The following is a 12,619-nucleotide window of genomic DNA, read 5'->3' on the forward strand; positions in this document are numbered from 1 at the left end:
TCCTGCGCGACGTCCATGTGAAGTAGATTAGCCGTGGATCCAATGTGGCGATAGAGGACGATTAGCAGCACGTCATGTAAGAGAATGCTTACACGCCCTCCTCGCCCTTAAAACAGGGCTTCATCCATCAGGAACAGTGATTCGCTGCCGGCTTTTACCGATGCACTCAACGAGTGGATACGCGGCAACAGTCGGGCAAAGTAGAAACGCGCAGTTCCCAGTTTGCTGGCGTAGAAATCCTCTTCGCCTTCTTTGCCCCACGCCGCCTTGGCCATGCGCGCCCACATATAGGCATAGGCCATGTAGCCGAACGCATGCAGGTATTCCACCGAGGCCGCACCGATTTCATTGGCATTGCTCTTGGCGCGGTCCAGCACCCAGGCCGTCAACTCATCCAGGTTATCCACTGCCGCACTTAGCGGTTTGGTGAATTCGGCCAACTCAGGGCCCGATGCGGCGATGAACTGGCGGATCTCATCAGCGAACAAGGTATAGAACGCACCGCCGCTGCCAACGATCTTGCGGCCCATCAGATCCAGGGCCTGAATGCCGTTGGTGCCTTCGTAGATCTGAGTGATGCGCACGTCACGCACCAATTGCTCCTGGCCCCACTCGCGGATGTAACCGTGGCCACCAAACACCTGCTGGCCAAGTACGGTGGTTTCCAGGCCCAGGTCGGTGAGGAACGCCTTGGCCACCGGCGTCAGCAACGCCACCAGGTTATCGGCACGCTCGCGCGCCTGGGCATCGTCGCTGAACTTGGCGATGTCCAACTGCGTCGCCACGTAGGTGGAGAACGCCCGGCCGCCTTCGTTCGCCGCCTTCATGGTCAGCAACATGCGGCGGACATCCGGATGCACGATGATCGGGTCTGCCGGCTTGTCCTTGGCCTGCGCGCCCAGCGGGGAACGGCTCTGCAGACGGTCGCGGGCATATTCAATCGCGTTCTGATAGGACCGCTCACCCGACGCCAAGCCCTGAATGCCAACACCCAGGCGCTCATAGTTCATCATGGTGAACATCGCCGCCAAGCCACGGTTGGGCTCACCGACCAGGTAACCCACGGCTTCGTCGAAGTTCATCACACAGGTAGCGGAGGCCTGGATGCCCATCTTGTGTTCAATGGAGCCGCAATTTACCGGGTTACGCGCGCCCAGGCTGCCATCGGCATTTACCAGGAACTTCGGCACCAGAAACAGCGAGATGCCCTTGGGCCCGGCCGGTGCGTCCGGCAGTTTGGCCAGCACCAGGTGGATGATATTTTCGGTGAGGTCGTGCTCGCCACCGGTGATGAAGATCTTGGTGCCGCTGACCTTGTAGGAGCCGTCCGCCTGAGGCTCGGCCTTGGTGCGGATCATCCCCAGGTCGGTACCGGCATGGGCTTCCGTCAGGCACATGGAACCGGCCCACTCACCGGAATACATCTTCGGCAGGTAGGTAGCCTTGAGTTCTTCACTGGCGTGGGTGTTGATCGATACACAGGCGCCGGAGGTCAACATCGGGTACAGGCCGAAAGCCAGGCTCGACGAGTTGATCATCTCTTCAACCTGCGCCGACACGGCCTTGGGCATGCCCATACCGCCGTAGGTCGGGTCGCCGCCCACACCGACCCAGCCGCCTTCGGCGTAGGTGCTGTAGGCCTGGGGGAAACCGTCGGGAGTCGTCACGGCGCCGTCCGCCCAGTGGCAGCCTTGCTCATCGCCGCCGCGGCTGAGCGGGGCAATGGATTTGGCGGTGACCTTGCCCGCCTCTTCCAAAATCGCCTCGACGGTTTCGGCGTCAACGCTGTCTGCCAATGCCGGTAACTGGGCCCAAGTATCAGCGACCTCAAACACTTCGTTGAGGACGAAGCGCATATCACGCAACGGCGCTTTGTAATCAGCCATGGCAAACCTCGTGAGAACGTGAAAAGTAATTCGATAGGATCGGTTTTACAGACCCCGAGTGTACCCGAACAACTTTTCAGACACATAGGGTCAGTTCGTGACCGCTAAGTATTTATAAGTCACATAAACTCATTGTGGGAGCGGCCTTGGTCGCGAATGCGGCGTGCCAGTCGGTACATCTTTGACTGGATCAGCGCATTCGCGGGCAAGCCCGCTCCCACATTTTGCCCCGAGCAATCAGTGACCTCTACAGTGCGAAGGCCTGCGCTGGTAATTTCATCAGGCATTCGCTCCCTGCCTCTACCGCAGCACGGTGCATGGCCGTACGCGGCAACAAGCGCTTGAAATAAAAGTCGCAGGTCGCAAGCTTCGCCTGGGCAAACCCTTCGTCATCCTGCGCGTGCGCCGCGATCGCCATGCGCAGCCACAGGTAGGCAAGGATGATGTAACCGCTGTACATCAGGTAATCCATCGCCGCCGCGCCCACTTCGTCAGGGTTTTTCATCGCTGCCGTGCCGACCTTCAGGGTCAGTTCTCCCCATTGCTGGTTCAGTTCATTGAGTTGCGCCACATGGGCCTTGAGTTGCGCATGCTCGGCATTGACCGCGCAGAACTTATGCACAATCTTGGTAAACCCACGCAGCAACTTGCCCTGGCTGCCCAGGACCTTGCGCCCAAGCAGGTCGAGGGCCTGGATGCCGTTGGTGCCTTCATAGATCGGCGCAATCCGTGCGTCACGGGCCAGTTGCTCCATGCCCCACTCTCGAATATAGCCATGGCCACCGAATACCTGCATGCCGTGGTTGGTCACCTCCAGGCCGGTTTCGGTCATGAAGGCTTTACAGATCGGCGTGAGGAAGGCTAACAGGTCCTCGGCTTCCTGGCGTTGGCCAGCGTCGCGGCCCAGGTGCGCGGTATCGAGCAGTTGCGCGGTGAAATAGGTCAACGCGCGGTTGCCCTCGTTGAAGGCTTTCATGGTCAGCAGCATGCGGCGTACATCGGCGTGCACGATGATCGGGTCGGCAGCTTTCTGCGGAGCCTTGGCGCCGGTGAGCGAACGCATTTGCAGGCGGTCGTTGGCATATTTGATCGCGCCCTGGAAGCTCGCCTCGCCGTTGCACAGGCCCTGCATGCCGGTGCCCAGGCGTGCGTGGTTCATCATGGTGAACATGCAGTTGAGGCCCTTGTTCGCCTCGCCAATCAAATAGCCTTTGGCGCCATCGAAGTTCAACACGCAGGTGGCCGAGGCCTTGATGCCCATCTTGTGTTCGATGGAGCCGCAGTGCACCGCATTGCGCTCGCCGGAGTCGGCATGGAACTTGGGCACGATAAACAACGAAATGCCCTTGGTGCCCGCCGGCGCATCCGGCAGTTTGGCCAGCACCAGGTGGATGATATTGGCGCTCATGTCGTGCTCGCCGGCCGAGATGAAGATCTTGCTGCCGGTGACCGCGTAACTGCCGTCTGCCTGCGGTACGGCGCGGGTCTTGATCAAGCCCAGGTCGGTGCCGCAGTGGGCTTCGGTCAGGCACATGGTACCGGTCCATTCGCCGGCGGTGAGTTTGCTCAGGTAAGTGGCTTTCTGTTCGTCGGTGCCGTGGGCGTGGATGGCGGACATCGCACCGTGGGTCAGGCCAGGGTACATGCCCCAGGAGGTGTTGCTGGAACCGATCATCTCGCTCAGCACCAGGCCCAGGGAATGGGGCAGGCCCTGGCCACCGTAGGCTGGGTCTGCCGCCACGCCGTGCCAGCCGCCTTCCACATACTGGGCAAAGGCTTGCTTGAAGCCTTTGGGCGTGGTCACCACGCCATTATCGAAATGGCAGCCCTCTTCATCGCCGCTGCGATTGAGCGGCGCGAGTACGTTTTCGCAGAATTTGGCGCCTTCTTCGAGGATCGCACTGACCATGTCCGGGCTGGCATCCGTGGCGCCCAGGGCCGCGTAGTGGCCGTGGAAATCGAATACGTTGTCGATCAGAAAGCGCATGTCGCGCAGGGGAGCTTTGTACTCAGGCATGGCAATGTCTCCGGCAGCAGATAGGGTTAACCTACTGCCGGCCATGGCCGTGGACAATCACTGTAGCGCTGCTGAATACAGCGCCATTACTCAACCGGCAGCGCTCTCCATGCGCACCGCGCCACGGCGGGTTTGCCCGGCTGCGACCACACAGTTACGCCCCGCGCCCTTGGCGGTGTAAAGCGCCTGGTCGGCGGATTTGAGTACCTCGTCGGGGCTGCGTTGCTCGGCCTGGCGCTCGGCCACGCCGATGCTTACCGTCACCGACACGCTGGACGCGCCGCTGCCCGCACGGCGCTGGCGGCCTTGATGATCGTCCTGGGGGCGGTCCGGGTTGCGCAACTTGATGTCGTAGCTGGCGATGATCTCGCGGATCTCCTCCAGGTGCGGCATGCACTCATCCAGGGTCTTGCCGGCAAACACCACGGCAAACTCTTCACCGCCGTAACGGTAGGCCCGCCCGCCTCCATTGACCTTGGACAACTTGCTCGCCACCAGGCGCAGCACCTGGTCGCCCACGTCGTGGCCGTGGGTGTCATTGAAACGCTTGAAGTGATCGACGTCGCTCATCGCCAGCACATAGTTGCGACCTAGCCGCTGCATGCGCTCGTTGAGGGCACGGCGCCCCGGCAAGCCGGTGAGTTCATCACGGAACGCCATTTGATACGCCTCGTGCGCCACGCCCGCAGCGATCATCAGCATCACTTGGCTGCACATGATGTTGAGGGTGAACGGCAGGATGAAAGTTTGCGGCAACATCCAGAACATGCCCAGCAGCCCCACCAGTTGTGCGGCGTGCAGCGGGCGCGGCTGGTACCAGTATTGAGCGGCCAGGGTGAGAAAGCCGATCAGGAACATTGGGTACGAGAGTTGGATCAGGCTCATCCAGGCGCCATGCAGCATCGGCCAGCGAATCTCCGCTAGCCAGCCCAGCAAGGCTTGGGGGAAGCTTTGTTCCAGGGCCAGAGCCACACTGCCCACCGCCAGCAGCACCGCGCAGCGGGCGACGAAGTCACGAAACAGATGGGTTTTTTCCTGCCACAGCGCATAAATGCTGAACAGCAAGGGCAACAGCAGGCAACACAGGTGGAACACCACCGCAGCGTCTTCACGCACGCGGCCATTGTCGCGGTAGAAGTCGGTCTGGGTGTCCAGCAGGAAATAGGCGACGTACACCGTGACCATCAGGAACAGCTCACGCTGGCGTCGATACACCGCGCAATAGGCGCCGCCGAGCAACAGCACCAGGGTGGGCAGCACGTTAAACAGCGAGGTGAAGAAGACGCTGAGGTCCTTGACGTACGCAGCCGAGAGCCCGGCCAGCAACAGCAGCAGCGACGGTAGGAAATGGCTGAAACGTACAGCGGACACGCGTGACAAGGGTAAAGCTCCGACCCGCAAACAAATAATGGCACTGTGTTTCTAGGCGGTCAGTTAAGCACAACCGACCGGGCATGTATCACATTGCCATCACTGTAACGGCAGCTCATCGCAATCCCTGAGTGCATTGCTGTGGTTTTTTAGACTCGCGCCTACACACGTACAAAAAAACCGCCGCGTCCCGAAGGAGGCGGCGGTTTTCAGAAGAACCCGGTAAGGCTTAGTAAGCCAGGCCGAAGTCTTCTTCTTTCATGTCCATCAGGTTGTTGGCGCCCGACAGCATGGTTGCCACGTGGGTGCGGGTACGCGGCAGGATGCGCTGGAAGTAGAAGCGCGCAGTCTGCAACTTGGCGGTGTAGAACGCCTCTTCGCTGGTGCCAGCGGCCAGTTTCTCGGCGGCCAGGCGTGCCATGTCGGCCCAGAAGTACGCCAGGCACGCGTAGCCGGAGTACATCAGGTAGTCCACCGAAGCAGCACCGACTTCTTCACGGTCTTTCATCGCGGCCATGCCGACCTTCATGGTCAACTCGCCCCACTCTTTATTCAGTGCCGCCAGGGGTGCCACGAACTCGTTAACCGCTTCGTTGCCTTCGTTGGCCTGGCAGAACTTGTGCACGATCTTGGTGAAACCCTTGAGCGCTTCGCCTTGGGTCATCAGCACTTTACGGCCGAGCAGGTCCAGCGCCTGGATGCCGGTGGTGCCTTCGTACAGCATAGAAATGCGGCTGTCGCGAACGTTCTGCTCCATGCCCCACTCAGCGATAAAGCCGTGGCCACCGTAGATCTGCACGCCGTGGTTGGCCGATTCAAAACCGACTTCGGTCATGAATGCCTTGGCGATCGGGGTCATGAAGGCCAGCAGGGCATCTGCCTGTTTCTTGGCTTCGTCGTCGGTACCGTACTTGACGATGTCCACTTGCTTGGCAGTGAAGTACACCATCGCACGGTTACCTTCGGCGAAGGCTTTCATGGTCAGCAGCATGCGGCGTACGTCAGGGTGCACGATGATCGGGTCAGCAGCTTTATCTGGCGCTTTCGGGCCGGTCAGGGAGCGCATTTGCAGGCGATCACGCGCATATTTCAAGCCGCCCTGGAAGCCGATCTCGGCGTGAGCCAGGCCTTGCAGCGCGGTGCCCAGCCGAGCGGTGTTCATAAAGGTGAACATGCAGTTCAGGCCTTTGTTCGCCGGGCCGATCAGGAAACCGGTGGCCGCGTCGAAGTTCATCACGCAGGTGGCGTTGCCGTGGATGCCCATCTTGTGTTCCAGGGAGCCACAGGTGACCGCGTTGCGCTCGCCCACCGAGCCATCGGCGTTGGGCAGGAACTTGGGCACGATAAACAGCGAGATGCCTTTGGTGCCAGCCGGTGCATCCGGCAGGCGGGCCAGTACGATGTGGACGATGTTGTCGGCCATGTCGTGTTCACCGGCCGAGATGAAGATCTTGGTACCGGAGACTTTGTAGGAACCGTCAGCCTGAGGCTCGGCCTTGGTGCGCAGCATGCCCAGGTCGGTGCCGCAGTGTGGCTCGGTCAGGCACATGGTGCCGGTCCATTCGCCCGACACCAGCTTGGTCAGGTAAGCGTCTTGCTGCTCGGGAGTGCCGTGCTCGGAAATGGTATTCATCGCGCCATGGGACAGGCCAGGGTACATGCCCCACGACCAGTTGGCCTCGCCGACCATTTCACTCACAGCCAGGCCCAGGGATTCCGGCAGGCCTTGGCCACCGTGCTCCACGTCGTGGGCCAGGCTTGGCCAGCCGCCTTCGACGAATTGTTTGTAGGCCTCTTTGAAACCCGCAGGGGTCTTAACGCCTGACTCACTCCAGGTACACCCTTCGATGTCGCCCACGCGGTTCAACGGTGCCAGTACTTGCTCACAGAACTTGGCGCCTTCTTCGAGGATGGCGTCGACCATGTCCGGGGTAGCGTCCTGGCAAGCCGGCAGGCTCTGATAGTGCGCTTCATAACCGAGCAGTTCGTCACGAACGAAGCGAATATCACGCAAGGGGGCCTTGTAGTCAGGCATAGCGATAAACCTCTGCTGATGTAACTGGGATGAACAACCGCGTGGATTTGTTATGGCGGTCAAACAGGTGTTTGAAACATACGTTTACCACCCAGGGTTGTCAAGCGTCGGCCAGATGCCGTTTGTCTTGACGCAGGTCAGCCAGGCACGACAAGGCCTGCGGCGGGATGCCTCATGATTTAAAGAAAGCAGAATGTCGCGGAACGACTGTGGGAGCTGGCTTGCCTGCGATGCAGACGCCAGGGTGTATCAGGCAGTACGCGTTGATGCTCTCGCAGGCAAGCCAGCTCCCACAGAGAGGAGCGGGCAAGCGATAGAGAAGTTAAGCGTAGGTATCGATCAAGGTACCGAGCATTTCGTCCGAAGCCTTGGCGACTTTCGCCCCCAGCTCGACTTGAAACTTGCCCTGGGCCATTTCCACCATGTTGCTCGCCGAGTTGGACGCTTGGGCGCGGTCATTGGCTTGCAGACGGTCGCTTTGCGCGGCCGAAGGCTGGGTGGTCGCGGCGCTGGCAATCTTGCCGGCCGCCTGGTCGACGCGGTTCTGCCCGGTCTGAATAGTGCTCAGGCCCGAATAAAACGCGCTGCTTCCAGAGATGTCCATGGCGTAAGCCTGCCTTTAGAGAATCGTGAAGCCCGATTGAACCAGACATCCTGGCAAAAGGCCCGTCAAAAACACTAATGGCATATTGCCTTAGCGATAGCCAAAATCAGTCAAGCAGGTCCAGCTCCAAGTACTCGGCCACCGCGGCAGCCCCGGCATGCTTGAGTTTAGGCACTCGCCCCAGGCAAGGCGCGGGCAGGCGCTCAGCCAGGGTGGCGAGGTTTTCTTCCAGACGAGAGGTCTTGGGGTCGATGATATTTGCCACCCAGCCCGCCAGCGGCAAGCCATCCCGTGCGATGGCTTCGGCGGTGAGCAACGCGTGGCTGATGCACCCAAGGCGCACGCCTACCACCAAGATCACCGGCAGCTTGAGCGCCATGGCCAGGTCCGACAGGTTGGCCTGGTCGGCCAAGGGCACGCGCCAACCGCCTGCCCCTTCGATCAAGGTGAAGTCCGCGCCCCGTGCCAGGATCTGCTGCATCGGCTTGAGCAGCGATTGCACCGTGAGCCCGACGCCCGCCTCGCGCGCTGCCAGATGCGGCGCGATAGCTGGCTCGAAGGCCACCGGGTTGACCTCGGCATAACTGAGCGGCACGGAACACTCGGCCAGCAACGCCAACGCATCGGCATTGCGCAGGCCCTGGGCCGTCAGTTGGCAGCCCGACGCCACCGGCTTTCCGGCGGCCGTGCTTTTGCCGCAAAGCCTGGCCGCATGCAACAGGCCGGCGGCGATGGTGGTCTTGCCAACATCGGTGTCTGTACCGGTGATGAAGTAAGCGGCGCTCATAACGGTTTCTCCAGTACGGCATACACCACCTGGTACGTGGCGGGCAGGCCCTGGGCCTGGCGGAACTGCTCGTAGGCCTCTACCAGCGCGACAATCCGCGCACGGCCCGTCAACCCTCCCGGGCGGCCTGGGTTGAGGTTATGGGCGCCCAGTGCCTTGAGTTCATGGGTCAGGCTGCGCACATCCGGGTAATGCAATACGTGGGGCTTTCGCTCCAGGCTGATCACGCGCAAACCACTGGCCGCACACAGTTGCTGATAAGCCTCGAAGGTGCGGAAGCGATTGACGTGGACCAGGCCGTCCGCCGCCCGCCAACTCTCGCGCAACTCATCCAGGGTGCCTACGCACAGGCTGGCAAAGGCCAGCACGCCACCTGGTCGCAGCACACGTGTGGCTTCACTGAGTACCGCATCAAAATGGGCACACCACTGCACCGCGAGACTGGAGAAGAACAGCTCGAAGCTGTCAGCTGCAAGCGGCAAGCGTTCTGCATTGCCGGCTATAAAGTGCGCAGCGCCACCCAGTGGACGCGCGTGGTTGAGCATGCCCTCGGCAATATCCAACGCCACACCCTGGCTACCGGGCAAACGCTCGCCCAATACGCGGCTGAAGTAACCCGTGCCACAGCCCATGTCCAGCCAACGCTGGGGCACCAGGCCGTGCGGCAAGCGGCTGAGCAGTTCATGCCCGACCGCACGCTGCAACTCGGCCACGCTGTCGTAACTGGCCGCCGCACGGGAGAACGAGGCTGCGACCTGGCGCTTGTCCGGCAAGCCCCCAGGCAAGGGCGGGTGGGATAGGTCAGTCATCGACACACTCATGCAAAAAAGCCTGGATAGCCCCGGCTACTCCGTGAGGGTCTTCCAGAAGAAACGCGTGACCGGCCTGTTCAATCAGGCCGATTTCTACATCGGGGAGCAAGGCCAGCAGATCACTGGCGGCTTCGGCAGGCACCAACCCGTCCAGGCCGGCAAACAGGTGCAACTGCGGCCCGCGAAAAGCCTGCAAGGCCGCCCGCGTATCCAGTTGGGCCAGCAGCTCCAGGCCGGGCATCAAGACGCTGGGGGAGGTATTCGGCGCACCGCTGACCAACAACCGCGACAAGCCGCGCGGGTCTTCGGCACCCTTGGCGCACAACAGGCCAAAACGCTTGAGCGTGACCTGGGAGTCGGCGTGGCAGCCGGCCAGAAATGCATCGAAGGTTTCAGCAGGCATCCCATGGGGCCAGCCGTCATGGGCGACGAAACACGGGTTGCTCGCCAGGGTCAGCAAGCCGCAGCACCGCTCGCCACGGCGCGCCGCCAACTCGGACGCGAGCATGCCGCCCAGCGACCAGCCCCCGAGCCAGGCATTGTCCGGCAGCGTCGCATCGAGTTCATCGAGCCACTCACCGAGTTCGCTGGCTTGCAGCGCCGGCAAGGGTTCGATCTGTACCTGCAAATGCTCGTTCAGGCCGTGCAGCGCAGCGGCCAACGGTTCCAGCGGGGACACACCCAGTCCCCAGCCCGGCAGCAATATCAGTCGATTACGCATGGCCGGGCTCCGAGGCGTCTAACAAGCGAAAACACGCTTGCAACCCATCTAACAATAGCTGCACCTGCGCCTCGCTGTGGGCCGCCGTCAATGTCACCCGTAGACGGGCACTGCCGGCGGGCACGGTCGGTGGGCGAATGGCAGTCACCATCAAGCCACGCTCGCGCAGCATCTGCGACAGGCGCAGTGCCCGGGCGCTGTCGCCAATCAGGATCGGTTGGATCGGCGTAAAGCTGTCCATCAAGCCCAGGCCGATCTGCTCGGCGCCATGACGGAACTGGCGGATCAACGCGTTGAGGTGCTCGCGTCGCCAATGTTCGCTGCGCAGCAGTTCCAGGCTTTTGAGGGTGGCGCAGGCCAGTGCCGGTGGTTGGCTGGTGGTGTAGATATACGGGCGGGCGAATTGGATCAGGCTCTCGATCAAGTCCTCACTGCCGGCCACGAAGGCCCCGGCGGTGCCGAACGCTTTGCCCAAGGTGCCAACCAGCACGGGCACGTCGTCCTGGCTCAAGCCGAAATGCTCGACGATACCGCCGCCATTGGCGCCCAGCGGGCCGAAGCCATGGGCGTCATCCACCATCAGCCAGGCACCTTTGGCCCGGGTTTCACGGGCCAGCGCGGGCAGGTCGGCAAGGTCGCCGTCCATGCTGAACACACCGTCGGTGACCACCAAGGTATTGCCGGTGGCTTTCTCCAGGCGCTTGGCCAGGCTGCCTGCGTCGTTATGCAGGTAGCGGTTGAAACGCGCACCGGACAGCAAACCAGCATCCAGCAAGGACGCGTGGTTAAGCCGGTCTTCCAATACCGTATCGCCCTGCCCCACCAGCGCCGTGACCGCGCCGAGGTTGGCCATGTAGCCGGTGGTGAACAGCAAGGCACGCGGGCGACCGGTCAAGTCAGCCAGAGCTTCTTCCAGCTCATGGTGCGGGGTGGCGTGGCCCACCACCAAATGCGAAGCGCCACCGCCCACGCCCCAGCGGGACGCACCGGCGCGCCAGGCTTCGATCACTTGCGGGTGATTGGCAAGGCCCAGGTAATCGTTATTGCAGAAGGCCAACAACGGTTGCCCGTCCACCACCACATGCGGGCCTTGGGGGCTCTGCAGCAAGGGGCGCTGGCGGTAAAGATGGTCGGCACGGCGAACAGCGAGGCGCGCGGCGAGATCGAAAGACATGCTGGCCTCGATTTAACAGGTTCAACTCAATCCACTGGAGGAGCTGGAATGCATTCCAAAGGTGGTTACACCACAGCGTTGTAGAACTGCTCGCTGCTCTTTTGCTCCACCAACGCCTGCTCGATCGCCGCCTGGTGCACTTCATCGGCATGCTCTTCACGGGCTTCGGGCAGGATGCCCAGGCGTGCGAAGAGTTGCATGTCCTTGTCAGCCTGGGGGTTAGCGGTGGTCAGCAGTTTGTCGCCGTAGAAGATCGAGTTGGCGCCGGCAAAAAACGCCAGGGCCTGCATCTGCTCGTTCATGGCTTCGCGGCCGGCCGACAGGCGCACGTGGGACTGCGGCATCAGGATGCGCGCCACCGCCAGCATACGGATGAAATCGAAGGGGTCGATGTCATCGGCGTTTTCCAACGGCGTGCCCGCTACCTTCACCAGCATGTTGATCGGCACCGACTCCGGATGCTCCGGCAGGTTGGCCAGTTGGATCAGCAAGTTGGCACGGTCGTCGAGGGACTCGCCCATGCCGAGGATACCGCCCGAGCAGATCTTCATCCCCGAATCACGCACATAGGCCAGGGTTTGCAGGCGCTCGCTGTAGGTGCGGGTGGTGATGATCGAGCCGTAGAACTCCGGCGAGGTGTCGAGGTTGTGGTTGTAGTAGTCCAGGCCGGCCTGGGCCAGGGCTTCGGTCTGGTCCTGGTCGAGGCGACCGAGGGTCATGCAGGTTTCCAGGCCCATGGCCTTCACGCCTTTGACCATTTCCAGCACGTAGGGCATGTCTTTGGCCGACGGATGTTTCCATGCCGCACCCATGCAGAAACGCGTCGAACCGATGGCCTTGGCACGAGCGGCCTCCTCGAGGACCTTCTGCACCTCCATCAACTTCTCTTTTTCCAGGCCAGTGTTGTAGTGGCCCGACTGCGGACAATATTTGCAATCTTCCGGGCAGGCGCCGGTCTTGATCGACAGCAGGGTCGAGACCTGCACGCGGTTGGCGTCGAAATGCGCGCGGTGCACGGTCTGCGCCTGGAACAACAGGTCGTTGAAGGGCTGCACGAACAGGGCTTTGACTTCAGCTAAAGACCAATCGTGACGCAGGGTGGCAGAGGTGCTGGCGCTCATGGGCGATTCCTTGATTATGCTTTGGCAAGCGCTGTGGGAACGGCAATATCCACAGGCACGACACGGATGCTCGGCATATTTAAGGAAGATT

General features: G+C 61.5%; 10 protein-coding genes. All 10 read right to left on the reverse strand.

Annotated features, from left to right (window positions below):
* Nucleotides 1-107: 107 nt before the first annotated feature.
* The 10 genes from MHH62_RS21855 to bioB all read right to left on the reverse strand — a co-directional run bounded on the left by MHH62_RS21855 (nt 108) and on the right by bioB (nt 12,528).
* The gene (locus MHH62_RS21855; protein ID WP_019817407.1) at nt 108-1,886 is read right to left on the reverse strand and encodes an acyl-CoA dehydrogenase C-terminal domain-containing protein; all 1,779 of its coding nucleotides are present in this window, start codon (nt 1,884-1,886) and stop codon (nt 108-110) included.
* Between the two features lie 247 nt (nt 1,887-2,133).
* The gene (locus MHH62_RS21860) at nt 2,134-3,903 is read right to left on the reverse strand and encodes an acyl-CoA dehydrogenase C-terminal domain-containing protein (protein WP_103451776.1); all 1,770 of its coding nucleotides are present in this window, start codon (nt 3,901-3,903) and stop codon (nt 2,134-2,136) included.
* Nucleotides 3,904-3,993: 90 nt separating this feature from the next.
* The gene (locus MHH62_RS21865; RefSeq protein ID WP_014720203.1) at nt 3,994-5,283 is read right to left on the reverse strand and encodes a GGDEF domain-containing protein; all 1,290 of its coding nucleotides are present in this window, start codon (nt 5,281-5,283) and stop codon (nt 3,994-3,996) included.
* Between the two features lie 220 nt (nt 5,284-5,503).
* Nucleotides 5,504-7,309 carry a phenylacyl-CoA dehydrogenase gene (locus MHH62_RS21870; RefSeq protein ID WP_003194790.1) on the reverse strand — a complete coding sequence of 602 codons (1,806 nt, stop codon included), beginning with the start codon at nt 7,307-7,309 and terminating at the stop codon, nt 5,504-5,506.
* Nucleotides 7,310-7,631: 322 nt separating this feature from the next.
* Nucleotides 7,632-7,913, reverse strand: coding sequence for a hypothetical protein (locus tag MHH62_RS21875; protein WP_020302162.1), 282 nt, complete (start codon nt 7,911-7,913; stop codon nt 7,632-7,634).
* A gap of 106 nt (nt 7,914-8,019) precedes the next feature.
* The gene (gene bioD, locus MHH62_RS21880) at nt 8,020-8,700 is read right to left on the reverse strand and encodes a dethiobiotin synthase (RefSeq protein WP_014720205.1); all 681 of its coding nucleotides are present in this window, start codon (nt 8,698-8,700) and stop codon (nt 8,020-8,022) included.
* Complete coding sequence (gene bioC, locus MHH62_RS21885; RefSeq protein WP_339231889.1) at nt 8,697-9,509, reverse strand: malonyl-ACP O-methyltransferase BioC; 813 nt, start codon at nt 9,507-9,509, stop codon at nt 8,697-8,699. The genes bioD and bioC overlap by 4 nt, the downstream gene beginning before the upstream one ends.
* Nucleotides 9,502-10,233, reverse strand: a complete 732-nt coding sequence (locus MHH62_RS21890; RefSeq protein WP_014720207.1) for an alpha/beta fold hydrolase — start codon at nt 10,231-10,233, stop codon at nt 9,502-9,504. The genes bioC and MHH62_RS21890 overlap by 8 nt, the downstream gene beginning before the upstream one ends.
* A complete protein-coding gene (gene bioF, locus MHH62_RS21895) occupies nt 10,226-11,407 on the reverse strand; it encodes an 8-amino-7-oxononanoate synthase (protein WP_014720208.1) in 1,182 nt (393 codons plus the stop codon). Before bioF ends, MHH62_RS21890 begins: the two co-directional genes overlap by 8 nt.
* 65 nt (nt 11,408-11,472) lie before the next feature.
* Nucleotides 11,473-12,528 carry a biotin synthase BioB gene (gene bioB / locus MHH62_RS21900; RefSeq protein ID WP_014720209.1) on the reverse strand — a complete coding sequence of 352 codons (1,056 nt, stop codon included), beginning with the start codon at nt 12,526-12,528 and terminating at the stop codon, nt 11,473-11,475.
* Nucleotides 12,529-12,619 lie beyond the last annotated feature (91 nt).

Source organism: Pseudomonas sp. FSL L8-0168 (assembly GCF_037976155.1).
In the GTDB taxonomy this organism is placed as follows: Bacteria; Pseudomonadota; Gammaproteobacteria; order Pseudomonadales; family Pseudomonadaceae; genus Aquipseudomonas; species Aquipseudomonas paracarnis.